Genomic DNA, 23,879 nt, shown 5'->3' on the forward strand with positions numbered 1-23,879 from the left:
CCGGTCCGCCGCGGTCGGGCGGCCGTCTCCTTCTGGGACGCGGCGGCCGGGTGCGGGGTTGCGCCCCGCTTCCGGCGGTTCGTCCGCTGCGCCGCGTGCACCGCGCTGTGCTGCCCCATGTCAGACCCGCCTCCCCGCCTGCCGGCGCGAGACGGTCCGGGCGTCGAGCCCGGAGAGGCCGCGGACGGCGACGTACGCCTTCTCGCGCACGGGCAGCGAGACGCGCCCGCGCAGGACCGCCTCCGGCTCGCGCTCGATGCGGTCGAGGAGGCGTCGGTAGATCCCGGCCATCGCGGCCACGCACGCGCCGCTGCGCCGGTCGAGCATCGGCAGCAGCCGGTACCCCTCGGCGAACAGGGCCCTGGCGCGCCGTACTTCGTGGTGGACGAGGCCCGCGAAGTCCGCGCCGGCCGGTGCGCGTCCGGAGGCCGCGTGCGCGGTCCAGTCCTCGGCGCAGCCGAATTTGGCGAGGTCCTCGGCGGGCAGGTACGTCCGGCCGTTGCCCGCATCCTCCCGGACGTCCCGGAGGATGTTGGTGAGCTGGAGCGCGAGCCCGAGCGTGTCGGCGTATTCGGGGGCGCGCGCCGCGTCCCGCGCGCCGGGTGCGGTGCCGAACACGCCGAGCGAGAGCCGTCCGATGGCCCCGGCGACGCACCGGCAGTACCCGGCCAGGTCGTCCCAGGTCTCGTAGGCCTCGCCGCGGACGTCCATGAGGACCCCGTCGATGAGCTCGTCGAGCCCTCCCAGCGGGATCGGGAAGCGGCCCGCGGCGTGCGCGAGCGCGACGGCCACCGGGTCGGTGTCGTCCTCCTCGACCGCGCCCTCGCGGATCCGGCCGAGCAGGGCGCGGGTCTCCTCCAGCCGGGTCAGCTTCGCCGGGTCCGGCAGGGTGCCGTCGCCGATGTCGTCGACGCGCCGCGAGAAGGCGTACAGGGCGGACATCGCCTGCCGCTTGTCGGCGGGCAGCAGCCGGATCCCGTAGGCGAAGTTGCGCGCCTGGGTGCCGGTGACGGCCTCGCAGTAGCTGTACGCGGCCTGTACGGGAGCGGACGCGTGCGGTTGGCCCTCCACTGTGGGGCTACCCCTCTCTCGGCGCGGAGCGCAGAACGGCGCCCACCCGGCGGAGCAGTCCGGTGCGGGTGGGCTTGGGAGGGCCGGGCGCCACGTTGAACCCGGCCTTGGCGATCGAGTCGAGCGCGGCGTGCCCGCCGCCCGCGAACCCCGCGAGCAGCAGCCGCAGCCGGCCGTGGACGCTGCCGACCAGCGGGGCGCCCTCGTCCAGCAGGACCCGGGCGCGCTCGGCCTCGAAGGCGATCAGGGCGCGCACCGAGGCGCCCGCGGACGGGGCCGCGAGGTCCGCCTCGGTGACGCGGAAGCGGCGCATGTCCTCGGCGGGCAGGTAGATGCGGTCGCGGCCGAGGTCCTCGGTCACGTCCTGGAGGTGCTCGACGATCTGGAGCGCGGTGCAGATGCGGTCGGAGAGGCGGATCCGCTCGGGGCTCGACGCCCCGGTGATCCCGAGGACGAGCCGGCCGACGGGGTTGGCGGAGTACTCGCAGTACTCCACGAGCTGCGCGTACGTCTCGTAGCGGCGGACCACCTGGTCGCGGCGGTTGGCCTCGATGAGCCCCAGGAAGGGCTCCGGGGTGAGCCCGTAGGACGCGGCCACCGGCTGGAGGGCGCGCAGCAGGGGGTGGCGGGGGCTGCCGCCGAAGACGCGGTGCAGGTCGGCCTCGAAGGCGTCGAGCATCGCGAGCCGGTCCCCGGCCCGCTCGGGGGCGAGGCCGAGGAGGCGGGCGTCGTGGCCGCCGGGGGCCAGGTCGCCGTCGCCGATGTCGTCGACCAGGCGGGCGTACCCGTAGACCGCGGTGAGGCCGGCCCGCCAGGCGCGGGGGACGAAGAAGGGGGCCACGGGGAAGTTCTCGTCGGCGGCCTTGCCGAGCGTGGCGCGCGCGTGGGCGTCCGCCGGGGTGCCGTGCGCCGGGGTCACCGACCGCCACCCGCTGCGGGGACGGCTCGGCCCTCTGGGGGCAGGAGGATTCCCGTAGCCATTGCCGTCACATCTCCCGTTCTACACTGCCGACCCAATACATCCCATTTCGGACACGCCGCCGGTCGGCCCCCGGGGGGCGGACCGCCGTCGGGGTGGCGAATCGTCCCGACTTGCCGCGGTTCGGCACCGCTACAGCTTACGTTGTACAACGCACACCGGCCCCACCGGGTGTCCGGGCCGTCACCGGATGTCGCGCCGCACAGCAGACCCCCGCCGCACCGGTGCGGCGGGGGTCCGGATCCGCAGGAGGCGGCAGGGGACGGCCTAGCGGCTCGTCTCCTTCTCGTACGCCTTCACGACCTCCTCGGTCGGGCCGTCCATGAGGAGCTCGCCCTTCTCCAGCCACAGGACGCGGTCGCAGGTGTCCCTGATCGACTTGTTGCTGTGGCTGACGAGGAAGACCGTGCCGGCCTCCTTGCGCAGCTCGCGGATGCGCTCCTCGGAGCGGATCTGGAAGCGGCGGTCACCGGTGGCCAGGGCCTCGTCGATCATCAGCACGTCGTGGTCCTTGGACGCGGCGATGGAGAAGCGCAGGCGGGCGGCCATGCCGGAGGAGTACGTGCGCATCGGCAGGGTGATGAAGTCGCCCTTCTCGTTGATACCCGAGAAGTCGACGATCGACTGGTACCGCGCCTTGATCTGCTCGCGGGACATGCCCATCGCCAGACCGCCGAGCATCACGTTGCGCTCGCCGGTGAGGTCGTTCATCAGCGCCGCGTTCACACCGAGCAGCGAGGGCTGCCCGTCGGTGTAGACCTTGCCGGACTCGCAGGGCAGCAGCCCCGCGATGGCCCGCAGCAGGGTGGACTTGCCGGAGCCGTTGGAGCCGATGAGGCCGATGGCCTCGCCGCGGTACGCCGTGAAGGACACGCCGCGCACGGCGTGCACCTTGCGGACCCCGCGGGTCTCCTCGGTCTTCTTGCGGCGGATTATCTTGCTGAGCGCCGCCGTGGCGCTGCCGCGCCCGCCGCCGCCGGTGTTGACGCGGTACACGATGTGCACGTCGTCGGCGATGACGGTGGGGACGCGGGCCCCGCTGGGGTCGTAGTGCGTATCAGCCACGGCCGTAGCGCTCCTCAGCCTTCCAGAAGTACACGAACCCGCCGAGGCCGATCACGACGGCCCAGCCGACGGCGAAGGCCCACACGTGCGGGGGCAGGAACGAGGAGTCGTACTTGTCGATCAGGGCGAACCGGATGAGGTCCATGTAGATGGCGGCCGGGTTCCACTGGAGCACGTCCGCGACCCACGCCGGCTGGTCCTTCAGGTACTCGCCGATGGAGAACATGACGCCGGAGGCGTACATCCACGTCCGCATGACGAAGGGCATCAGCTGGGCGAGGTCGGGGGTCTTCGCGCCCGCGCGCGCCATGATCATGGCGAGGCCGGTGTTGAAGACGAACTGCAGGCACAGCGCCGGGATCACCAGCAGCCAGGACAGCTTGGGGTAGTTGCCGAAGCCGACGGCGACCGCGAAGACCACGATCATCGAGTACAGCAGCTGCTGGAGCTGCTGGAGCGAGAACGAGATCGGCAGCGAGGCCCGCGGGAAGTGCAGGGCGCGCACCAGCCCGAGGTTCCCGGAGATGGCCCGGACGCCCGCCATCACCGAGCTCTGGGTGAAGGTGAAGACGAAGATGCCCATCACCAGGAAGGGGATGTACGTGGCCTGGTCCATGCCCCGGCCGGCCTCGAGGATCAGCCCGAAGATCAGGAAGTACACGAAGGCGTTGAGCAGGGGGGTCGCCACCTGCCAGATCTGGCCGAGCTTCGCCTGGCTGTACTGCGCCACCAGCTTGGCCGAGGAGAAGGCCAGGATGAAGTGGCGGCGGCCCCACAGCTGCCGTACGTACTCGGCGAGGCCGGGACGGGCGCCGCTGACCGACAGGCCGTACTTCGCGGCGAGCTCCGCCGCGGTCAGCCCCGCGTCGGGAGACGGCGGCTTGCTCGTGGCGAGGGCGCCGTCGTGGGTTGTGTCACTCACAAGTTGAAACTTTCGTCTTCAAGATGCGCAGCAGGGGCGGACGTCGGGTGCTGGGCCCCGGCCCGGGACCGTCCCGGAGTACGGACATGGTCCCAGAAGGGAGCTTGTCAGATGACAGGAGGTCGGCCCAGCCGGGTCAGGTGCCAGACCGTACGCCACTTCATGGGCCGCCGGGGTCCGCAGGGGCTGGTCCAGCCCTCGCGGAAACCGCCGAACCAGGCCTTGAGCGCGGGGCCCGAGGGCCTGCGCAGCAGGGTCAGCAGCAGCCAGACCCCCAGGTAGGCGGGGACCAGCGGGGCGGGCAGGTTGCGGCGGGCCAGCCAGACCCGGTTGCGGGCCACCATGCGGTGGTAGACCGCGTGCCGGGCCGGGGAGGTGGTCGGGTGGTGCAGGACCATGTCCGCCCGGTAGTCGATCTGCCAGCCCGCGTCCAGCGCGCGCCAGGCGAGGTCGGTCTCCTCGTGGGCGTAGAAGAACTCGTCCGGCAGGCCGCCGACCTGCTCGAACACCTTCGTGCGGACGGCGTTGGCGCCGCCGAGGAAGGTGGTCACGCGGGAGGAGCGCATCGGGTCCGAGGCCCGCAGCCGCGGTACGTGCCGGCGCTGGGTGACCCCGGTGTCGGGGTCGGCGATCCGGAAGCTGACGATGCCGAGCTCCGGGTCCTCGCTGAAGGCCCGGCGGCACAGCTCCGCGGTGTCGGTGCGGGGCAGCAGCCCGTCGTCGTCGAGGAAGAGCAGGGCGTCGACCCCGCTGCCGCCGGGACCGAAGGCCTCGATGCCGGCGTTGCGGCCGCCCGGGATGCCCAGGTTCTCGGGGAGGTCGACCGTACGGATGCCCGCGGGCAGCCCGGTGACCTTGACCCCCTGGCCGACCACGACCACCTCGACGGGCTCGCCGTCCTGGCGGGCCACCGAGTCGATCAGGGCGTGGAGCTCCTCGGGCCGGTTGCCCATGGTGATGATGACGGCGCCCAGCCGCATCGCCGTACTCACTTCAGCCTGCTGGAGACGAGTACGGACACCAGGTGCAGCACGGTCTGGAGCAGGGCGATGCCGGCGAGGACCGCCACGCCGACCCGGGACCAGTACAGGTCGCCGCGCATCTGGTCGGCGACCGCCAGGACCAGGATGAGCAGCGAGGCCTCGATGCCGAGGATCAGGCGGTGGAACTTGAGCGCGGCGGCGGCCCGCCGGGCCAGCGCCATGCCCGAGGAGCGCGGCTCGGCGGCCGACTCCTGCACCGGGGCCATCCCGGCCTGGTGCCGGGCCACGCCGACCAGGTCGGTCTCGGCCTTGATCAGGATCGCGCCGAGGGCGGCGAGGGTGCCGAGGAAGGCCCACAGCCAGTCGATGCGGCCCTCGCCCCAGAGGTCGGCCGCGCGCAGGCCGAAGCCGACGAGCACGGCCGCGTCGCACAGGTAGGCGCCGACCCGGTCGAGGTACACGCCGGAGAGCGAGTACTGCTTCTTCCAGCGGGCGACCTCGCCGTCGACGCAGTCGAGCAGCAGGTACAGCTGCACCATGACCACGCCGAGTACGGCGCCCCAGATGCCCGGCAGCAGCAGGGCGGGGGCGGCCAGCACTCCGGCCAGGGTCATCAGGTAGGTCAGCTGGTTGGGCGTGACCCTGGTGCCCACGAGGACGCGGGTGATGCGCAGGGAGATCTCGCGCATGTAGAGGCGGCCGCCCCAGTGCTCCCCGCTGCGCCGGTCCTTCACCCCGGCGGGGTGGACGACCGGTCGGAGCTCAGCTACGGATGGTCTGGGCATAGTCGGTGAAGGCGTCCCTGATGTCGGCTGCGGACAGGTTGAGGTGCTCCAGGACGGTGAACCGTCCCGGGCGGGTCTGGGGGGCGTACTCGACGGCCTGGACGAACTCGTCCACGCTGAAGCCGATCTCCTCGGGCAGCACGGGCAGGCCGTGGCGGCGCAGCACCTCCGCGAAGAGGCCGGCCTGCTCCTTGGCGCCGCGCAGGTGCATGGCGAAGGCCGCGCCGATGCCGACCTGCTCGCCGTGGAGCGCGGAGCGGCCCGGGTAGAGCAGGTCGAAGGCGTGGCTGATCTCGTGGCAGGCGCCGGAGGACGGGCGGCTGTCGCCGCTGATCGACATGGCGATGCCGGAGAGGACCAGGGCCTCGGAGAGCACGGTGAGGAACTCGTCGTCGCCGCAGCCGCCGGGGTGGCGCAGCACGGACTCGCCGGCGGTGCGGGCCATGGCGGCCGCGAGGCCGTCGACGGGCTCGCCGGTGATCTCGTGGGAGAGCTCCCAGTCGGCGATCGCGGAGATGTTGGAGATCGCGTCGCCGATGCCGGCGCGGATGAACCGCACCGGGGCGTCCTTGATCACGTCGAGGTCGATCACCATGGCGATCGGGGTGGGGACCCCGTAGGAGCCCCGGCCGTTGTCGTTGTCCAGGATGGACACCGGCGAGCAGATCCCGTCGTGGGAGAGGTTGGTGGCGACGGCCACCATGGGCAGCCCGACCCGCGCCGCGGCGTACTTCGCCACGTCGATGATCTTGCCGCCGCCCAGGCCGACCACGGCGTCGTAGCGGCGTCCCTTTATGTCGTCGGCGAGCTTGACCGCCGAGTCGATGGTGCCGTCGACGACCGGGTACCAGTCGGCGTGCGGCAGGACGGGCTCCAGCTTGGCGCGCAGCGCCTGGCCGGAGCCCCCGCTGATCGCGATGGCGAGCTTCCCGGAGGCCGAGATCCGCTGGTCGGCCAGGAGGCCGGCCAGGTCGTCCATGGCGCCCCGGGAGATGTCGACGACGACCGGCGACGGGATCAGCCGCGTCAGTACTGGCATGCGATCTTCCGGCCCTTGGCGAGGTCGTCGTGGTTGTCGATCTCGACCCACTGGACATCGCCGATGGGGGCCACGTCGATGGTGAAGCCGTTGTCGACGAGGTGCTGGTAGCCGTCCTCGTAGTAGAGGTCGGGGTCGCGCTCGAAGGTGGCCTTGAGGGCCTCGGCGAGGGGCTCGGCGGCCTCGGGCTCGATCAGGGTGACGCCGATGTACTCGCCGGTCGCGGTGGCCGGGTCCATCAGCTTGGTGATCTTCTGCACGCCGGCACCGTCGGCGGTGATGACCTTCATCTCCTCGTCGGCCAGGCTCTTGACCGTGTCGAGGGCCAGGATGATCTTCTGGCCGTTGCCGCGGGCGGCGAGCAGGGTCTTCTCCACGGAGACCGGGTGCACGGTGTCGCCGTTGGCGAGGATGACGCCGCGCTTGAGGACCTCGCGGGCGCACCACAGGGAGTAGGCGTTGTTCCACTCCTCGGCCTTGTCGTTGTCGATCAGGGTGATCGACAGTCCGTACTTGGCCTCCAGGGCCTCCTTGCGGGCGTACACGGCCTCCTTGCGGTAGCCGACGACGACGGCGACCTCGGTGAGGCCGACCTCGGCGAAGTTGCCCAGGGTCAGGTCGAGGACCGTGAGGCTCTCCTCCTGGCCCTCGGGGCCGACGGGCACGAGGGCCTTGGGAAGGGTGTCGGTGTAGGGACGCAGGCGGCGTCCGGCACCGGCAGCGAGTACAAGGCCGATCATGCTGGTTCTCCTTCGTCATGTACGGCGGGTGCTCCGGAGGAGACCCAGAAGCGGATGCTCTCGGAGAGCACCACGAGTGCCACGCCCGCGGCCAGGGCCGTGAGCGCGACGGGGAGGTCTGCGCGTGCGAGGACGGCGGACAGGGCCACGGTCGCCAGGACCCGGCCCTCGTGGCCGCCGGTGGTCCGCACCAGCCAGTGCGGGGGCGCGCCGGTGCCGCCGCGGATGCGGTACACCGTGTCGTAGTGATGGTAGGCGACCGCCGCCACCAGGCCGAATGCCGCCGGGAGGGCGCCGGGTACCTCGGCCTTGGCGGCCAGGATCAGGACGGTGCCGTACTCCGCGGCCCGGAAGAGCGGCGGCAGGAGCCAGTCCAGGACCCCCTTGAGGGGGTGGGCGACGGCGGAGCCGGCGGCCAGGACGTAGAGGCCGGCGAAGACCAGGAGCAGGGGGTCGCCGTACGGCAGTGCGTACGCGGCGGTGAGCAGGGCCGCGGCGGCGCCCGCGCCGCTCGCGATGAACGCGGGGGCGGTGTACGTCGGGATCCGGCGCAGGCCCGCGGCCACCAGCTCGCCGAGCGGGCCGGTGTCGGTCAGGTCGGCGAGGGCCTGCGCGGCCCGGTCGGTGCGCTTCGCCTTGCGCGTCACGGAGCGCAGGACCCGGCCGGCCGTGGTGTAGAGGGCGCCGAAGGCGCAGCCGATCAGGAGGGCGTAGAAGGTGATCCGCGGGGTGGTCGCGGCCGTCAGGACCGCGATCATCGCCCAGCGCTCGCCGATCGGCAGGATGATCATCCTGCGGACCCAGACCGTCCAGCCGACGCTGTCCAGCTTGTCGGAGAGGGCGGCGGTGGGGCTGGTGTTCGCGGTGGCGTCGTGGTTGGCCTCGTTGAAGGAGAAGTCCACGACGTGCCGGCAGGTCATCAGCACCATGGAGCCGAGGGCGAGGGCCCAGACGTCGTCTCCGTTGCGGGCCGCGCCGAGGGCGAGGCCGGCGTAGAAGGCGTACTCCTTGGCTCGGTCGAAGGTGGCGTCGAGCCAGGCGCCCATCGTGGAGTACTGGAGCGAGTAGCGGGCGAGCTGCCCGTCGGTGCAGTCCAGGACGAAGGAGACGATGAGCAGGACGCCGGCGGCGACGTAGCCCGCGCGGTCGCCGGTGGCCGCGCAGCCGGCCGCGATCAGCGCGGTGAGCAGCGAGGCGGTGGTGACCTGGTTGGGGGTCAGCCCGCGGTTGGCGCACCAGCGCGCGATGTAGCGCGAGTACGGGCTGATGAAGAAGGTGGTGAAGAACCCGTCGCGGGACTTCACGGCGGTCCGCAGGCGCACCGCCTCCCCGTCCACGGCGGCGACGGCGGCCTCGGCGGCCGGCCGGTCCTCGGGGACCGCGGGCACCCGGGCGACCAGGCTGCCCAGGTCGGGCCGCTGGACCGGGGTCCCGTCGGCCTCCAGCGCGGCGGCGAGCCGGTCGGGCAGGGCCGCGGCCGCGTCGGCGACGAGGAAGGGGTCGGACGCGGTGGCGGCGGCGGTCAGCCGGGCCCGCAGCGGGCCCTCCACGGCGAGGGCGCCGGGGACGGCGCAGGCCTCGAAGCGGGGGTCGGTCAGGGCGAGCCGGAGCGCGTGGGTGTGGCCGACGAACCGGCTGTCCACGAGCGCGACCCGCTCCGCGTCGGGTACGGACGCCAGGACGTGTCCGGCGTCCCAGGGTGCGGGGGCGTGCCGCACCTGGAAGCCCAGTGAGCGCAGTTCGCCTTCGAGCGGCGATCCGGGTACCGGCGGACCGGTGAGGATGGCGGTCGGCAGACGAACCCACTCCTTACAGCGAACGCGTGCGGCCGGGCGCCCTCGGGGGGCGGCGGCATGTCGGCAGAGGCTATCGGATGCCGCGAAGGGGGTGTTCATCACCCGTTCACGCCCCGATCAGCAGATGATCGCGGGCCCTCCCCCGGTCCGGGGCCGTGATCATCATGGTCGATCGGCCCCGCCGTCCACAAACCGCCGGGTGCTAGGGTGTTCGCTGAGACGTTCGGTTGATTGCGGCGGCCCTGCTGGTGCGCCGCGGATGCGAGGAGGAGGTGGGTTGATGACCGTCGTGAGCACCGCTGCCACGTGCGGCGGACACAGGTCCATCCCCACGCTCCGGGCATCCGGCCGCGTCTGACGCGCGCTTCCTCTCCACTGCGCGCCGATCAGGCCGCCGGCCGTGCCCTCCCACTCCAAGGGTTCACGTTGACCGACCAGCAGCACTCACACCCGTCCCACCCCTCCGACGCCCCTTCGGCGTCCTCCCCCTCCCCCTCCTCCGGCGGCGCTCCCGGTGCGGCCTCCGCCGCCTGGGAGGCCTTCCTCACCCTCCACCGCGGCCTGCCGCGCCAGGGACCGGGCTCCGACGCGACCACCCGCCGCCTGCTCTCCCTCGCCGGCCCGCTCCCCGAGCGGCCCCGGGTCCTCGACCTGGGCTGCGGTCCCGGCCGCAGCGCCCTGCTCCTCGCCGCCGAGGCGGGGGCCGAGGTGACGGCCGTCGACCTGCACGAGGGCTTCCTCGACGAGCTCCGCGCGGCCGCCGCCGAGCGCGGGCTCGCCGACCGCGTCCACCCGGTGCGGGCGGACATGGGCGACCTGGACTTCCCCGACGGCTCCTTCGACCTGGTCTGGGCCGAGAGCTCGGTGTACTGCATCGGGTTCGACACCGCGCTGCGGGACTGGCGCCGGCTGCTCGCCCCCGGCGGCACCCTGGTGCTGACCGAGTGCGTGTGGACCGCGCCGGAGCCCTCCGCTCCGGTGCGGGAGTTCTGGGAGCGGCACTACGCCCTGCGCACCGACGCGCAGAACACCGCCGCCGCCGAGTCGGCCGGCTACCGCGTCCTCGGCACCTACCGGCAGCCCGAGGCCGACTGGGACGAGTACTACGGCCCGCTCGGCGCCCGCGCCGCGGCGGCCGACCCGGCGGTCCCCGGCATGGCGGAGGCCGTGGCGGGGGCCCGCGAGGAGATCGCCGTACGCCGGGAGCACGGAGCCGAGTACGGCTACAGCGGGTACGTCCTGCGGCCCGCGGAGCCCGTGCGGGCCGCAGGGGCGCCCGGCTGGGCGGTGCGCGAGGAGCGGCCGGCCGACCGGGAGGCCGTCTTCGCCGTGCACGCGGCGGCCTTCCCGACCGCCGCCGAGGCGGAGCTGGTGGAGGCCCTGCGCGCCGATCCGGCCTGGGTGCCGGCCTACTCGTACGTGGCCGAGGCCCCGGACGGGTCGGTGGCGGCGCACGCGCTGATCACCCGCTGCCGGATCGGCGGGGCGCCCGCCCTGGCCCTGGCCCCGGTGGCGACGGCCCCGCAGCACCAGGGCACGGGGGCGGGCAGCGCCGTGATCCGTGCGGTGCTGGAGGCCGTCCGGCAGGCCGGCGAACCGCTCGTCCTGGTGCTCGGGCATCCCGGGTACTACCCGAGGTTCGGCTTCGAGCGGGCCTCCCGGTACGGGATCGCACTGCCCTTCGAGGTTCCGGACGAGGCCCACATGGTGCTGCGGCTCGACGGTTCCGCGCCGGTTCCGGCGGGCATGATCGAGTACCCGCCGCCGTTCGGGATCTGAGCGGCGCGGCAGGTCCGCGCCGCCCCGGCCGATCCGTCGGTCCCCGCCGCATAGCACGCGGCGGGGGCCGGACAGGCACAGACCGGCGAAGTGCGGACAAGCCGCTTTTGTGCGGCAGACTGAAGGCCGTAGACCGAAGCGAAGGATGGTTATGCCGATCACACCAGCCACCGCCGCCACCAGTGCGTCGAGCGGCACCGCCGAGGAACCGATCATGCTCGAACTGGTCGACGAGGCGGGCAAGACCATCGGCACCGCGGAGAAGCTCTCCGCCCACCAGGCGCCCGGGCAGCTGCACCGGGCGTTCTCCGTGTTCCTCTTCGACGAGGCGGGTCGGCTGCTGCTCCAGCAGCGGGCGCTGGGGAAGTACCACTCCCCCGGGGTCTGGTCGAACACCTGCTGCGGGCACCCGTACCCGGGCGAGTCCCCGTTCGCCGCGGCGGCCCGCCGGACGTACGAGGAGCTGGGCCTGTCGCCCTCGCTGCTCGCGGAGGCGGGGACGGTCCGCTACAACCACCCCGACCCGGCCTCGGGTCTCGTGGAGCAGGAGTACAACCACCTGTTCGTGGGACTCGCGCAGGCGCCGGTGCTGCCCGACCCGGACGAGGTCGGCGACACCGTCTTCGTCACGGCGGACGAGCTGGCGAAGCGGCACGCGGCCGATCCGTTCTCGGCCTGGTTCATGACGGTGCTCGACGCGGCGCGGCCCGCGATCCGCGAGCTCACCGGGGACGCCGCGGGCTGGTAGCCGTACGGCGGCTACGCGGCCCGCCCGGTCAGCGGCAGGGCCGCCCAGATCACCTTGCCGCCGCCCGCGGTGTGCTCCACGTCGCAGACCCCGCCCGCGAGGGCGGTGATCTCCCGGACCAGCAGCAGGCCCCTGCCGCCGGTCTGGCCGAAATCGGCCTCCAGGGCCTTGGGGCGGTACGGGTGGTCGTCCTCGACGGCCACCCGTACCCATTGCGGGCCGATCGCGATCTCGATGGCGACCTGCGGGGAGAGCAGGGCCGCGTGCCGTACGGAGTTGGTGACCAGCTCCGAGACGATCAGCAGGACCGAGTACGCGGTGTCGCCGTCGGGCACGCCCTGGCGGCGGAGCAGGTCCCGGACGGCCCGGCGGGACTGCGGAACGGATTCTTCAACTGCGGGGGCCGTGAACCGCCACACTCCGTCGTAGGCTGGTCCGGCCGCGGGTTGTTCGCTCGGGGGCGGCGCGTCCATGTCCCGGCCCCCGTCTTCACGCTCGATCGTCTCCACAGGTCAAGGGTGGGGAAACCCCAGGTATCCCCTGGGTACCTGACCAGAAATCGGCGCTATTCGGACACCTTTTGACCGCTGGCTTATGACAGCGTCAGTTGTGCGACTGCTACTGATCCGCGCGGCGACCCTTACCGTACTCCCCGGTCACGCCCGCCCCGCCGGCCACGTCGGTCGACCCGACCACCTCGCCCGGCACCACCGTCCCGCCCGCTCCGCCCGGCCCGCCTGCCTCCTCGTCGTCGTCGAGCAGCCCGAGGATCTTGCGCGCGCCCATCCCCAGGGCGAACAGGCTCAGCCCGTCGAAGAGCAGCGCGAGCGAGAAGAACCCGCCGATCACGTACTGGCTGCTGCCGGGCCAGCCGGCCAGCACGAGCAGGCCCAGCAGCACCCCGAAGGCGCCCTGCACCAGGGCCAGCCACAGGTTCGGCCCGCGCACCACCAGCGCGCCCGCCAGCCGGAACACTCCGCCGGTCAGGAAGAGCAGGGCGGCGAACATGGTCAGGGCCTCGGCACTGGCCTCGGGCCTGCGCAGGATCACGAACCCGGCGGCCAGGTTGATCGCGGCGACGATCACCGCGAGCCAGAAGTAGCTGCTCTTGCGGGACTGCACCGCCTGCACCAGGCCGACCGCTCCGCCGATCAGCAGCAGCCAGCCGAACAGGAACATGGAGGTGAGGGTGGCGACCCCCGTGTAGACCAGGCCCACCAGCCCGGCCAGGACGAGGATCACGCCGAGCGCCGCGAGCAGGGCGAATCCCCTGTTCAGCTTCTTCTTGTCCTTCAGCTGCTGCTGCTCGGCTTCGGTGCGGTCGGCGGCCATGCGGGCTCCTTCTCCAGCGCCCCCCTCCCGGACTCCCTTGATCATAAGTTCGGACGGCCGGGATAGCATCCGGCGCATGGACGCGCAGCTGCTGCACACCGTGGCCGACGGGGTCGCCACGGTCGTCATCTCCCACCCCGCCAAGCGGAACGCCATGACCGCGCCGATGTGGCGGGAGCTGCCGCGGCTGCTCGACGCGCTGGCCGCCGACCGGCGGGTACGGGCCCTGGTGCTGACCGGCGCCGGGGAGACCTTCTGCGCCGGGGCCGACATCTCCTCGCTGCGCGACCCCGCGGCCTCCGGGGACCCGCAGGCCCTCGCCGTGGCCGCGGAGGAGGCGCTCGCCGCCTTCCCCTGGCCCACCCTGGCGGCGGTCCGCGGCCACTGCGTGGGTGGCGGCTGCCAGCTCGCCGCCGCCTGCGACCTGCGGTTCGCGGAGGAGGGGGCCTCCTTCGGGGTCACCCCCGCGCGGCTGGGCATCGTCTACCCGGCCTCCTCCACCCGGCGGCTGGCCTCGCTCGTGGGACCGGCCGCGGCCAAGTACCTCCTGTTCTCCGCCGAGTTGGTCGACAGCGACCGCGCCCTGCGCACCGGCCTGGTGGACGAGGTGCTGCCGGCCGGGCAACTCGCCAAGCGCGTGGCCGAGTTCACCGCGGTCCTGGCCTCCCGCTCCCGGCTGACCCAGGCCGCGGCCAAGGAGTTCGCCGACGGGCGCACCGGCCGCGAGGCCCACTGGGCACAGCAGGCCCGTGGCAGCGGGGACACGGCGGAGGGCGTGGCCGCCTTCCTGGAGCGCCGCACCCCCGCCTTCACCTGGCCGGAGGAGCCGGCGGAGGGCTGAGCCCGCCCCCTCGGGCCGCCTCCCCGGGCTGCCCCCTCGGGCGGTTCCGTCCCCTTCCGCCCCGGCCCGGCCCCGTCCGCCCTACTCGAAGGCGAAGCGGCTGCTCGCGCGCCACTCCTCGACCAGGTCCGCCGGGGCCTTCTCCGGGGAGCCCGCGTCGTAGGGCGGCTGGGGGTCGTACTCGGTCAGCAGCTGGACGGCCTGGGCGGCGCGGTCCCCGGCGATCCGGCCGACCAGGGTCAGGCCCATGTCGATCCCGGAGGAGACCCCGGCGGCCGTGACGTACTTGCCGTCGGTGACGACGCGCTCGCCGGTGGCCTCGGCTCCGTAGCGGGCCAGGTGCTCCAGGGCGAGCCAGTGCGAGGTGGCGCGGCGGCCCTTGAGGGGCCCCGCGGCGGCCAGGAGCAGCGAGCCGGTGCACACGGAGGTGGTCCACGTGCTGGTCGCGTCGGCGGTGCGCAGCCAGTCGAGGACGGCGGGGCTGCGCATGGCCGCGGTCGGGTCCGGGCTCCCCGGGACGACCACGATGTCCGGGGCCGGGACCTCCGCGAGGGAGCGGTCCGCGACCATGGCGAGGGCGCCGGAGTCGTTGCGCACCGGGCCGGGCCGCTCGGCGGTGAAGACGGTCTCGGCGCCGGGGAGGCGGCCGAGGGTGTCGAAGGGGCCGACGGCGTCGAGCGAGGTGAAGCCTTCGTAGAGCAGGATCGCGATCTGCACGGTGGTCCTCCGGTGGGTTCGGGTTCGGATGCCGGTACGGGTGCGGGTGCCGGTACGTTCACGTTCCTTGCGGCCGGGGTGGGTTCGGCCGGATCGGGTTGGTCCGGCGGCGGTACTCCGCGGGCGACTGGCCGAGCGTTCTGACGAAGGCGCGCCGCAGCGCCTCCGGGGTGCCGTAGCCGCAGGCGCGGGAGATCTGGGAGACCCCGTCGGTGCTCTCCTCCAGCAGGCGCCGGGCGTGTTCGACGCGGACCCGCTCCACGTACCGGCCGGGGGTGACCCCGGTCTCGGCCTGGAAGGCACGGGCGAAGTGGCGGGGGGACAGCCGGGCCAGGGCGGCCAGGGCGTCCACGCTCAGATCCCCCTCCGGGTGCTCCCCGATGAACCGCTGCACCTCGCGCAGCGGTTCGCGGCGCGCGGTCTGGGCGGCCAGCTGGGCGCTGAACTGGGCCTGGTTCCCGGGCCGGTGGAGGTAGACCACCAGGTGGCGGGCGACCGCCAGGGCCACCTCGCGGCCGTGGTCCTCCTCGACCAGTGCCAGCGCGAGGTCGATCCCGGCGGTCACCCCGGCGGAGGTGGCGACGTTGCCGTCGCGCACGTAGATCGGGTCCGGGTCCACCTCGACGGCCGGATAGCGGCGGGCCATCGTCTCGCAGTACCGCCAGTGCGAGGTGGCCCGGCGGCCGTCGAGCAGCCCGGCCTCGGCGAGCAGCAGGGAGCCCGTGCACACCGACACCAGCCGCTCGGCGCGCGGCCCGTGCTCCCGCACCCAGGCCGTCAGCCGCGGGCCGGCTCGGCGGGTGCCCTCGCCGCCCGGCACGAGGAGGGTGTGCGGCCGGGGTGCCCTGTCGAGCGGGCCGTCGGGCGCCAGGACCAGTCCGCTGCCGGTGCGCACCGGGCCCCCGTCGAGGGAGGCGGTGCGGATCCGGTAGCCGGGTCCGGGGGCCAGGTGGGAGGCCCCGCTGAAGACCTCGACGGGTCCGGTGACGTCGAGGCTCTGGACCCCGTCGAAGAGCACCACCAGTACGGTTCGCTGCGGCATGGACCCATCCTCGGACGGGCTCCGGGACGTCCGCAATGACGGTGTTCCCACCTTTCCTGCCATGGCCCGTACCGCTCGGCCCCACCTAGCCAGGTCCTCGCCGACGGTGGCCGAAAAGGGCTTACCGGGCCTCCCGGGCGGCGGTTAGCGTGCGCGCATGACCTCCCTCCTTCCCGCGCACGCGGTGCGCAACTGCGCCCAGGGCACGCTCAATCCGATGCACGCGATCCTGTACTTCGCCCCGGAGCACGGCCGGGAGCTCGCGGCCGCCGGCATCGAGGACCCGGTGGCCGCGGGCCTCGCGGCCCGGGCCGCGGCCCTGGGCGCCGTGGGCCCCGGCGCGGTGGCCGCGGCCTTCTTCAACTACAACCACGCACTGCTCGCGCGGCACCTGCCGGCCGTGTGGCAGGAGGCCTCCCCCGAGCAGGTCCTCGACGCCCGCGTGCGGGCCGCCGACGCCACCCTGCGGCGGCTGCTGGGCGAGGAGGTCATCGCCTCCGCCGAGATGAAGGAGGCCGCTGAGCTCGCGCTGCGCGCCGCCGAGGCCTGCACCCGGCACGGCCGGATCCTGTACTCGGCGCACGCGGACCTGCCCGTCCCGCAGGAGGCGCACCTCGCGTACTGGCACGCGGCCACCCTGCTGCGCGAGCACCGCGGCGACGGCCACATCATCGCGCTGGTCGGGGCGGAGATAGACCCGATCGAGTCGCTGGTCTCGCACACGGCTTCGGGCCTGGGCATGACGCCGAAGTGGACCCGCAACACCCGCGGCTGGACCCAGGAGGACCTGGACGCCGCCAAGGACCGGCTGCGCGGGCGCGGGGTGCTGGACGCCGCCGGCGAACTGACCCCGGCCGGCCTGGAGCTGCGCGAGGCCGTGGAGTCGGAGACCGACCGGCTGGACCGGGCCCCGTACGAGCACCTGGGCGCGGCGGGCACGGCCCGGCTGACCGAGCTCGGCCAGGGGTGGTTCGTACGGGCGCTCCAGAACGGCGCCTTCCCGGCCGACCTGCTCGGCAAGGAGTGACGCCCGCGGGGGCCGCGAAACCCCGCGCGATCTGACCCGGGCCACACCCGCCACCTGCCACAATTGCAGCCCCCAGGCTCAAACGAAGGCGGGACCGGATCGTGACCACGTCCATCGAAGGCAGGATCGCCGAGGAGCTCGGCGTACACGAGCGACAGGTGAAGGCCGCCGTCGAGCTCCTCGACGGCGGCTCGACCGTGCCGTTCATCGCGCGCTACCGCAAGGAAGCCACCGAGATGCTCGACGACGCGCAGCTGCGCACGCTCGAGGAGCGGCTGCGGTACCTGCGCGAGCTGGAGGACCGGCGGGCGGCCGTGCTGGAGTCCGTACGGGAGCAGGGCAGGCTGGACGCCGCCCTGGAGGCGCGGATCCTGGCGGCGGACACCAAGGCCCGGCTGGAGGACATCTACCTGCCCTTCAAGCCCAAGCGCCGGACCAAGGCCCAGATCGCCCGCGAGGCGGGGCTGGAGCCGCTCGCCGAGGGCCTGCTGGCGGACCCGTCGGCCGAGCCGGCGGCCGCCGCGGCGGCGTACGTCTCCGCGGACCGGGGGGTGGCCGACGCGGCCGCGGCCCTGGAGGGCGCCCGGGCCATCCTGACGGAACGCTTCGCCGAGGACGCCGACCTGATCGGCGAACTGCGCGAGCGGATGTGGACCCGCGGCCGGCTCGCCGCGCGGGTCCGTGAGGGGCGGGAGCAGGACGGGGCGAAGTTCGCGGACTACTTCGACTTCGCCGAGCCGTTCACGGCCCTGCCCTCGCACCGCGTGCTCGCGATGCTGCGCGGGGAGAAGGAGGACGTCCTCGACCTGACCCTGGAGCCGGAGGAGCCCGCCGATCCGGCCGCGCCGCCCGTCCCCTCCGCGTACGAGGGCATGGTGGCCCGCCGTTTCGGGATCGCCGCGCAGGGCCGCCCCGGGGACAAGTGGCTGGCGGACACGGTGCGCTGGGCCTGGCGCACGAAGATCCTCGTGCACCTCGGGATCGACCTGCGCACCCGGCTGCGGCAGGCCGCCGAGGACGAGGCGGTCCGGGTGTTCGCCGCGAACCTCCGCGACCTGCTGTTGGCCGCCCCGGCCGGCACCCGCGCCACGCTGGGCCTGGACCCGGGCTTCCGTACGGGCGTGAAGGTCGCCGTCGTGGACGCGACGGGCAAGGTGGTCGCCACCGACGTCATCCACCCGCACGTACCGGCCAACCGCTGGGACGAGGCGCTGGCGAAGCTGGCGCGGCTCGCGAAGGAGCACGCGGTCGAGCTGGTCGCGATCGGCAACGGCACCGCTTCCCGGGAGACCGACAAGCTCGCCGCCGAACTGTGCGCCAAGCACCCCGAGTTGGGCCTGACGAAGGTCATGGTCTCGGAGGCGGGCGCCTCCGTGTACTCGGCCTCCGCGTTCGCCTCGCAGGAACTCCCCGACATGGACGTGTCCCTGCGCGGGGCGGTGTCGATCGCCCGGCGGCTCCAGGACCCGCTGGCCGAGCTGGTGAAGATCGACCCGAAGTCCATCGGGGTGGGGCAGTACCAGCACGACCTGTCCGAGGTGAAGCTCTCGCGCTCCCTCGACGCGGTGGTCGAGGACTGCGTCAACGGCGTGGGCGTGGACGTCAACACCGCCTCGGCGCCGCTGCTTTCGCGGGTCTCGGGGATCAGCGGCACCCTCGCCGAGAACATCGTGGCGCACCGCGACGCCCACGGCCCCTTCCGCAGCCGCCGGGCCCTGAAGGACGTGTCCCGGCTGGGCCCCAAGGCGTACGAGCAGTGCGCGGGCTTCCTGCGGATCCGCGGCGGCGAGGACCCGCTGGACGCCTCCAGCGTGCACCCCGAGGCCTACCCGGTGGTACGGGCGATGGGGAAGTCGGCGGGCGGCGAGGTGGCCGCCCTGATCGGGAACACCTCCGTGCTGCGCTCGCTGCGCCCCGAGTCCTTCGTGACGGAGTCCTTCGGCCTGCCGACGGTCACGGACATCCTGCGGGAGCTGGAGAAGCCGGGCCGGGACCCGCGCCCGGCGTTCAAGACGGCCGTCTTCAAGGAGGGCGTGGAGAAGATCGGCGACCTCGAGGCCGGGATGGTGCTGGAGGGCGTGGTGACCAACGTGGCCGCGTTCGGCGCCTTCGTGGACATCGGCGTCCACCAGGACGGCCTGGTGCACGTCTCCGCGATGTCCAAGAACTTCGTGAAGGACCCGCGGGACGTGGTCAAGCCCGGGGACATCGTCAAGGTCAAGGTGATGGACGTGGACATCCCGCGCAAGCGGATCTCCCTGAGCCTGCGCCTGGACGACGGGGCGGAGGCCGGGGCCGCGGGCGGCCGCGGCGGACAGGGCGCTCCCGGCGGCCGTGAGGGACAGGACGGCGGGCAGGACGGCGGCCGGCGCGGCCGCCAGGACCGCCGGGGCGGCGGCCGGCCCCCGCAGCAGCGCGGCGGCGCGGCGGCGGGCTCGGGCGGCGCGGGCTCCGGCTCCCGCTCGGGCTCGGGCGGTTCCGGCTCGGCGGGCGTTCCGGGCGGCGGCGCGGGCCGCGGCGGGCGGGGCGGGGGCGCCCCGGCGCCCTCGAACAGCGCCATGGCCGATGCCCTGCGCCGGGCCGGTCTCGCGGGCCCGGAGGGCCGCGGCAGGCGCTGACGGCCTGATCGCGCCCCTCCGGCGGGGCCCGCCTTGCCGGGGGCGCGGCAGGATCGGTAGGGATGGCCGCAGGCCCGCGCGCCGCGACGGCGGGCGGGCCTGCGGCTGTCCGCATTCCGCGACGGCAGCGTGGACCGCCCGGAGGAGCAGGTGTGACGACCGTACTGATCACGGGTGCCAGTGCGGGGCTGGGCGCCGCATTCGCGCGGGCCTTCGCGGCGCGCGGGTGCGCGCTCGTCCTGGTCGCCCGGGACGCGCAGCGGCTCGCGGCGGCCGCCGCGGAGCTCGGGGCGGCCCACGGGGTGGCCTGCGAGGTGCTCGCGGCGGACCTGCTGGAGGCGGACGGCTGCCGGCGGGTGGCGCAGCGGCTCGCGGATCCGCAGCGGCCGGTGGACGTGCTGGTGAACAACGCCGGCTTCGGGCTGGCGGCCCCGTTCCCGTACAGCCCCGTCGAGGACGAGGAGCGGATGCTCGACCTGCTCGTACGGGTGCCGATGCGGCTGACGCACGCGGCGGTGCCGGGGATGCGGGAGCGGCGCCGGGGAGCGGTGCTCAACGTGTCCTCGGTGGCGGGGATGCTGCCGACCGGCACGTACGGGGCCGCCAAGGCCTGGGTGACGGCGTTCAGCGAATCGCTGCGCGTGGACCTGGCCCCGTACGGGGTGCGGGTGCTGGCGGTGGTGCCCGGGTTCACCCGTACGGAGTTCCAGGAGCGGGCCGGGATGGACCTCGGCGCGCTCCGGGAGTCGCTGTGGCTGGAGGCGGACCAGGTGGTGGCCCAGGCGCTGAAGGACCTGGCGCGGCGCCGCCCGGTGAGCGTGGCGGGCTGGCGCTACAAGGCGTACGTCCAGGCCGTACGGCACCTGCCCCGGCACCTGGTCGCCACCCGGATGGCCCGCAGGCGGCGGGCCCCGGCGGGGGTCTGAGCCCGCGCCGGGACCCGGCCGGGCCGCGTCAGTCCTCGGTGACCCTGCCCGCCTCGACGCGCAGCCGGCGGGTGGTGCGCACCGCCTCCAGCATCCGGCGGTCGTGGGTGACGAGCAGCAGGGTGCCCGTATAGGCCTCCAGGGCCGATTCGAGCTGCTCGATGGCCGGCAGGTCGAGGTGGTTGGTCGGCTCGTCGAGGACGAGCAGGTTCACCCCGCGGCCCTGGAGCAGCGCGAGGGCCGCCCGGGTCCGCTCGCCCGGGGACAGGGTGGCGGCCGGGCGCAGCACGTGCACCGCCTTCAGGCCGAATTTGGCGAGCAGGGTGCGGACCTCGGCGGGCTCGGTGTCGGGGACCGCGGCGCAGAAGGCGTCGAGGAGGGACTCCTCGCCGAGGAACAGCCCGCGGGCCTGGTCCACCTCGCCGACGAGCACGCCGGAGCCGAGGGAGGCGTCCCCGGAGTCCAGGGGCAGCCGGCCGAGGAGGGCGGCGAGCAGGGTGGACTTGCCGGCGCCGTTGGCCCCGGTGATGGCCACGCGGTCGGCCCAGTCGATCTGGACGGTGGCGGGTCCGAAGGTGAAGTCCCCGCGGCGCACCTCGGCTCCGCGGAGGGTGGCCACGACGGAGCCGGAGCGGGGTGCGGAGGCGATCTCCATCCGCAGCTCCCACTCCTTGCGGGGCTCGTCCACGACCTCCAGGCGCTCGATGGCGCGCTGCGTCTGGCGGGCCTTGGCGGCCTGCTTCTCGCTGGAGTCGGCGCGCAGCTTGCGGCCGATCTTGTCGTTGTCGGAGGACTTGCGGCGGGCGTTGCGCACGCCCTTGTCCATCCAGTTGCGCTGCATCTGGGCGCGGTCCTCGAGGGCGGAGCGCTTGTCGGCGTACTCCTCGTACTCCTCGCGGGCGTGCCGGCGGGCGGTGTCCCGCTCCTCCAGGTAGGACTCGTAGCCGCCGCCGTAGAGGTTGATCTGCTGCTGGGCCAGGTCGAGTTCGAGGACCTTGGTGACGGTGCGGGCCAGGAACTCGCGGTCGTGGCTGATCACGACGGTGCCGGCGCGCAGTCCGCGGACGAACTCCTCCAGGCGCTCCAGTCCGTCGAGGTCGAGGTCGTTCGTGGGCTCGTCGAGCAGGAAGACGTCGTAGCGGGAGAGCAGGAGGGAGGCGAGGCCGGCGCGGGCCGCCTGGCCGCCGGAGAGGGCGGTCATGGGCAGGTCCAGGCCGACGGCGAGGCCGAGGGAGGCGGCGACCTCCTCGGCGCGCTCGTCGAGGTCGGCGCCGCCGAGGTCGAGCCAGCGGTCGAGGGCGGCGGCGTAGGCGTCGTCGGCGCCCGCTACGCCGTCCACCAGGCCCTGCGTGGCGGTGTCCAGCGCGCTCTGGGCGGCGGCGACCCCGGTGCGGCGGGCCAGGAAGTCCCGGACGGACTCGCCGGGGCGGCGCTCCGGCTCCTGGGGCAGGTGGCCGACGGAGGCGGTGGGCGGCGAGAGCCTGAGCTCGCCTTCCTCGGGGGTGTCGAGGCCGGCGAGGAGGCGCAGGAGCGTGGACTTGCCGGCTCCGTTGACGCCGACGAGGCCGATGACGTCGCCGGGGGCGACGACCAGGTCGAGTCCGGCGAAGAGGACGCGTTCGCCGTGGCCGGCGGCGAGGTCCTTGGCGACGAGGGTTGCAGTCATGAGGGGTCCGATCCTACGGGGTGCGGGGCGCACGGCCGGGCGGGACCGCAGGCCGGGGCGGGTGCCGGGCGCTGCGGACCGGTCGGCAGCCCGTCCCGGTACCGGCCCGCAGGCCGGAAACGATCTTCACTGTGACGGCCGGATGGCGGTCGCGTGACAAGGCTCGGAAGGGCCGTGACCCGGGGCGGGGCGGCTGTCTACGGTCGGACCGAAGCCCGCCCCCCTACCCCTTGGAGCCCTTCGTGCACCGCAAGTTCATCGCGCCCGGCGTACTTGCCGCGTCCGCTCTGCTGGCGATCCCGGCATCGGCCGCAGGTTTCGCTCCCGGCGCCCCCGGCCTCGGAGACACCTACTACCCGGCCGCCGGCAACGGCGGGTACGACGTCTCGCACTACGACCTGAGGCTGAAGTACCAGCCGGTCACCGACCTGCTGGAGGGCACCGCGACCCTGGTGGCCACGGCCCGGCAGGACCTGTCCCGCTTCAACCTGGACTTCGGACTCAAGGTGAGCGAGGTGCGGGTCAACGGGGTCAAGGCGAAGTTCGCCACCTCGGGCACCCAGGAGCTGGAGGTGACCCCGGCGTCCCCCGTGGCCCGGAACAAGCCGCTGACGGTCGTGGTCACGTACGCGGGCAAGCCCTCCGAGCTGAAGGTGGACGGCTGGACCGCCTGGCACCGGACCCCGGACGGCGGCGTCGCCGCCCAGGAGCCGGACTCGGCGATCTGGTGGTTCCCGAGCAACGACCACCCGCTGGACAAGGCCACCTACGACGTGTCGGTGAACGTGCCGGACGGCACCCAGGCCATCAGCAACGGCGTTCTCCAGTCGACGAGTTCGAAGCTGGGCTGGACCCGGTACAACTGGCGCTCCAACAAGCCCCAGGCCACGTACCTGGCCACCCTGGCCGTCGGCAGGTTCGACATCACCACCGACAAGACCGCCGACGGCCTGCCGGTCCTGAACGCGTACAGCCGCGACCTGGGCGACAACGCGGGCGCGGCGCGGGCGAGCCTGGAGCGGACCGCGGAGGTCGCGGAGTGGCTCACCGGCTACTTCGGCCCGTACCCGTACAACGCGCTGGGCGGCTACGTGCCGAACGTGACCAGCGGTTACGCCTTGGAGACCCAGACCCGGCCGTTCTACAGCCCGCGGCAGTTCGCGAACGGCGCGAACGTGCAGGTGGTCGTGCACGAGCTGGCGCACCAGTGGTACGGCAACAGCGTGTCCGTGAACAACTGGAAGGACATCTGGATCAACGAGGCCTTCGCCCGCTACAGCCAGTGGCTGTGGTCGGAGAAGGAGGGTGAGGGAACCGCGCAGGAGCTGGCGGACTGGGTGTACTCCTCCCGCCCGGCCGACGACCCGTTCTGGCAGGTCAAGCCGGGTGACCCGGGTCCGGAGAACCAGTTCCACGCGGCCGTCTACGACCGGGGCGCGCTCGCGCTCCAGGCGCTGCGCAACGAGATCGGCGACGAGAAGTTCTTCGCGATCCTCAAGGGCTGGCCGACCGCGTACGCGCACGGCAACGCGAAGGTCGCCGACTTCGTCCGCTACGCTGAGCGGATCTCGGGCAAGCAGCTCGGCGGGCTCTTCGACACCTGGCTGTACACCGCGGGCAAGCCGGCCTCGATCCCGGCCGCCGCCGCCCTCCGCACGCCCACCGCACCGGGCGCGGCCGCGGGCAGGCCCACCGCTCGGGCCGGCGCGGCCGCCGAGGCCCGTCCGGGCAAGGCCGTTCCCCCGAAGTCCTGGAAGAAGATCGCCGCGACCAACTCGGTCCACGACAGCGGTCACTGACCGC

21 protein-coding genes are annotated in these 23,879 nt (G+C 73.7%); 7 read left to right on the forward strand and 14 right to left on the reverse strand.

All coding sequences use genetic code 11. The features are described from left to right. Positions 1-120 precede the first annotated feature (120 nt). From hpnD to ACZ7JZ_RS13190, 9 genes are all read right to left on the reverse strand, one after another. Complete coding sequence (gene hpnD, locus ACZ7JZ_RS13150) at positions 121-1,071, reverse strand: presqualene diphosphate synthase HpnD (protein WP_470937283.1); 951 nt, start codon at positions 1,069-1,071, stop codon at positions 121-123. 7 nt (positions 1,072-1,078) lie between these two features. After that, positions 1,079-1,990, reverse strand: coding sequence for a squalene synthase HpnC (gene hpnC, locus ACZ7JZ_RS13155; protein WP_470937286.1), 912 nt, complete (start codon positions 1,988-1,990; stop codon positions 1,079-1,081). A 327-nt stretch (positions 1,991-2,317) separates the two neighbouring features. Further along, positions 2,318-3,115, reverse strand: a complete 798-nt coding sequence (locus ACZ7JZ_RS13160; protein WP_470937289.1) for an ABC transporter ATP-binding protein — start codon at positions 3,113-3,115, stop codon at positions 2,318-2,320. Beyond that, positions 3,108-4,037, reverse strand: coding sequence for an ABC transporter permease (locus ACZ7JZ_RS13165; RefSeq protein ID WP_470937292.1), 930 nt, complete (start codon positions 4,035-4,037; stop codon positions 3,108-3,110). The genes ACZ7JZ_RS13160 and ACZ7JZ_RS13165 overlap by 8 nt, the downstream gene beginning before the upstream one ends. Before the next feature lie 107 nt (positions 4,038-4,144). Next, positions 4,145-5,017, reverse strand: coding sequence for a glycosyltransferase family 2 protein (locus ACZ7JZ_RS13170; protein ID WP_470937472.1), 873 nt, complete (start codon positions 5,015-5,017; stop codon positions 4,145-4,147). A gap of 8 nt (positions 5,018-5,025) precedes the next feature. Further along, positions 5,026-5,805 carry a CDP-alcohol phosphatidyltransferase family protein gene (locus ACZ7JZ_RS13175; RefSeq protein WP_470937295.1) on the reverse strand — a complete coding sequence of 260 codons (780 nt, stop codon included), beginning with the start codon at positions 5,803-5,805 and terminating at the stop codon, positions 5,026-5,028. Next, positions 5,783-6,844, reverse strand: coding sequence for an iron-containing alcohol dehydrogenase family protein (locus ACZ7JZ_RS13180; protein ID WP_470937298.1), 1,062 nt, complete (start codon positions 6,842-6,844; stop codon positions 5,783-5,785). The genes ACZ7JZ_RS13175 and ACZ7JZ_RS13180 overlap by 23 nt, the downstream gene beginning before the upstream one ends. After that, positions 6,832-7,584, reverse strand: coding sequence for a phosphocholine cytidylyltransferase family protein (locus ACZ7JZ_RS13185; RefSeq protein ID WP_470937301.1), 753 nt, complete (start codon positions 7,582-7,584; stop codon positions 6,832-6,834). Before ACZ7JZ_RS13185 ends, ACZ7JZ_RS13180 begins: the two co-directional genes overlap by 13 nt. Beyond that, positions 7,581-9,380 carry a DUF5941 domain-containing protein gene (locus tag ACZ7JZ_RS13190; protein ID WP_470937475.1) on the reverse strand — a complete coding sequence of 600 codons (1,800 nt, stop codon included), beginning with the start codon at positions 9,378-9,380 and terminating at the stop codon, positions 7,581-7,583. Before ACZ7JZ_RS13190 ends, ACZ7JZ_RS13185 begins: the two co-directional genes overlap by 4 nt. A gap of 561 nt (positions 9,381-9,941) precedes the next feature. Between ACZ7JZ_RS13190 and ACZ7JZ_RS13195 the strand changes: the two genes are divergently transcribed. Then, positions 9,942-11,159 (forward strand): GNAT family N-acetyltransferase, encoded by a 1,218-nt coding sequence (locus tag ACZ7JZ_RS13195; RefSeq protein WP_470937478.1) that lies wholly within the window; start codon positions 9,942-9,944, stop codon positions 11,157-11,159. Positions 11,160-11,310: 151 nt separating this feature from the next. After that, positions 11,311-11,907 carry an isopentenyl-diphosphate Delta-isomerase gene (gene idi, locus ACZ7JZ_RS13200; RefSeq protein WP_470937304.1) on the forward strand — a complete coding sequence of 199 codons (597 nt, stop codon included), beginning with the start codon at positions 11,311-11,313 and terminating at the stop codon, positions 11,905-11,907. Positions 11,908-11,918: 11 nt separating this feature from the next. On the opposite strand, the gene ACZ7JZ_RS13205 is transcribed toward idi, so the two are convergent. Continuing rightward, the gene (locus ACZ7JZ_RS13205; RefSeq protein ID WP_470937481.1) at positions 11,919-12,380 is read right to left on the reverse strand and encodes an ATP-binding protein; all 462 of its coding nucleotides are present in this window, start codon (positions 12,378-12,380) and stop codon (positions 11,919-11,921) included. 145 nt (positions 12,381-12,525) lie between these two features. Further along, entirely contained in the window at positions 12,526-13,239 is a 714-nt protein-coding gene (locus ACZ7JZ_RS13210) for an HdeD family acid-resistance protein (protein ID WP_470937307.1), read from the reverse strand. A 76-nt stretch (positions 13,240-13,315) separates the two neighbouring features. Here ACZ7JZ_RS13210 and ACZ7JZ_RS13215 point away from each other — a divergent pair, with 76 nt between their 5' ends. Then, positions 13,316-14,080 (forward strand): enoyl-CoA hydratase/isomerase family protein, encoded by a 765-nt coding sequence (locus tag ACZ7JZ_RS13215; protein ID WP_470937310.1) that lies wholly within the window; start codon positions 13,316-13,318, stop codon positions 14,078-14,080. An 81-nt stretch (positions 14,081-14,161) separates the two neighbouring features. Here ACZ7JZ_RS13215 and ACZ7JZ_RS13220 read toward each other — a convergent pair whose 3' ends face one another. Both ACZ7JZ_RS13220 and ACZ7JZ_RS13225 read right to left on the reverse strand, forming a co-directional pair. After that, positions 14,162-14,797 carry a DJ-1/PfpI family protein gene (locus tag ACZ7JZ_RS13220; RefSeq protein WP_470937313.1) on the reverse strand — a complete coding sequence of 212 codons (636 nt, stop codon included), beginning with the start codon at positions 14,795-14,797 and terminating at the stop codon, positions 14,162-14,164. 58 nt (positions 14,798-14,855) lie between these two features. Next, a complete protein-coding gene (locus ACZ7JZ_RS13225; protein ID WP_470937316.1) occupies positions 14,856-15,839 on the reverse strand; it encodes a GlxA family transcriptional regulator in 984 nt (327 codons plus the stop codon). A gap of 157 nt (positions 15,840-15,996) precedes the next feature. Here ACZ7JZ_RS13225 and ACZ7JZ_RS13230 point away from each other — a divergent pair, with 157 nt between their 5' ends. The 3 genes from ACZ7JZ_RS13230 (at position 15,997) to ACZ7JZ_RS13240 (ending at position 20,410) form a co-directional block, all read left to right on the forward strand. Then, positions 15,997-16,866: an SCO6745 family protein gene (locus ACZ7JZ_RS13230; RefSeq protein WP_470937319.1), complete on the forward strand. Its 870-nt coding sequence runs from the start codon at positions 15,997-15,999 to the stop codon at positions 16,864-16,866. A 101-nt stretch (positions 16,867-16,967) separates the two neighbouring features. After that, positions 16,968-19,484, forward strand: coding sequence for a Tex family protein (locus ACZ7JZ_RS13235; protein WP_470937322.1), 2,517 nt, complete (start codon positions 16,968-16,970; stop codon positions 19,482-19,484). Between the two features lie 152 nt (positions 19,485-19,636). Next, complete coding sequence (locus ACZ7JZ_RS13240) at positions 19,637-20,410, forward strand: SDR family NAD(P)-dependent oxidoreductase (protein ID WP_470937325.1); 774 nt, start codon at positions 19,637-19,639, stop codon at positions 20,408-20,410. A 28-nt stretch (positions 20,411-20,438) separates the two neighbouring features. Here ACZ7JZ_RS13240 and ACZ7JZ_RS13245 read toward each other — a convergent pair whose 3' ends face one another. After that, a complete protein-coding gene (locus ACZ7JZ_RS13245) occupies positions 20,439-22,076 on the reverse strand; it encodes an ABC-F family ATP-binding cassette domain-containing protein (RefSeq protein WP_470937328.1) in 1,638 nt (545 codons plus the stop codon). A gap of 242 nt (positions 22,077-22,318) precedes the next feature. On the opposite strand from ACZ7JZ_RS13245, the gene ACZ7JZ_RS13250 reads away from it, so the two are divergent. Further along, on the forward strand, positions 22,319-23,875 hold the full coding sequence (locus tag ACZ7JZ_RS13250; RefSeq protein ID WP_470937331.1) for a M1 family metallopeptidase: 1,557 nt from the start codon (positions 22,319-22,321) through the stop codon (positions 23,873-23,875). Positions 23,876-23,879: the final 4 nt, after the last annotated feature.

This window comes from Streptomyces sp. NPDC038213 (genome assembly GCF_055600495.1).

What these genes read in the sequence shown, in the direction of transcription:
- ACZ7JZ_RS13170 (WP_470937472.1), bottom strand. Translation starts at nt 5,017, where the DNA reads ATGCGGCTGGGCGCCGTCATCATCACCATGGGCAACCGGCCCGAGGAG.
- ACZ7JZ_RS13175 (WP_470937295.1), bottom strand. Translation starts at nt 5,805, where the DNA reads ATGCCCAGACCATCCGTAGCTGAGCTCCGACCGGTCGTCCACCCCGCC.
- ACZ7JZ_RS13180 (WP_470937298.1), bottom strand. Translation starts at nt 6,844, where the DNA reads ATGCCAGTACTGACGCGGCTGATCCCGTCGCCGGTCGTCGTCGACATC.
- ACZ7JZ_RS13185 (WP_470937301.1), bottom strand. Translation starts at nt 7,584, where the DNA reads ATGATCGGCCTTGTACTCGCTGCCGGTGCCGGACGCCGCCTGCGTCCC.
- idi (WP_470937304.1), top strand. Translation starts at nt 11,311, where the DNA reads ATGCCGATCACACCAGCCACCGCCGCCACCAGTGCGTCGAGCGGCACC.
- ACZ7JZ_RS13205 (WP_470937481.1), bottom strand. Translation starts at nt 12,380, where the DNA reads ATGGACGCGCCGCCCCCGAGCGAACAACCCGCGGCCGGACCAGCCTAC.
- ACZ7JZ_RS13210 (WP_470937307.1), bottom strand. Translation starts at nt 13,239, where the DNA reads ATGGCCGCCGACCGCACCGAAGCCGAGCAGCAGCAGCTGAAGGACAAG.
- ACZ7JZ_RS13215 (WP_470937310.1), top strand. Translation starts at nt 13,316, where the DNA reads ATGGACGCGCAGCTGCTGCACACCGTGGCCGACGGGGTCGCCACGGTC.
- ACZ7JZ_RS13225 (WP_470937316.1), bottom strand. Translation starts at nt 15,839, where the DNA reads ATGCCGCAGCGAACCGTACTGGTGGTGCTCTTCGACGGGGTCCAGAGC.
- ACZ7JZ_RS13230 (WP_470937319.1), top strand. Translation starts at nt 15,997, where the DNA reads ATGACCTCCCTCCTTCCCGCGCACGCGGTGCGCAACTGCGCCCAGGGC.
- ACZ7JZ_RS13245 (WP_470937328.1), bottom strand. Translation starts at nt 22,076, where the DNA reads ATGACTGCAACCCTCGTCGCCAAGGACCTCGCCGCCGGCCACGGCGAA.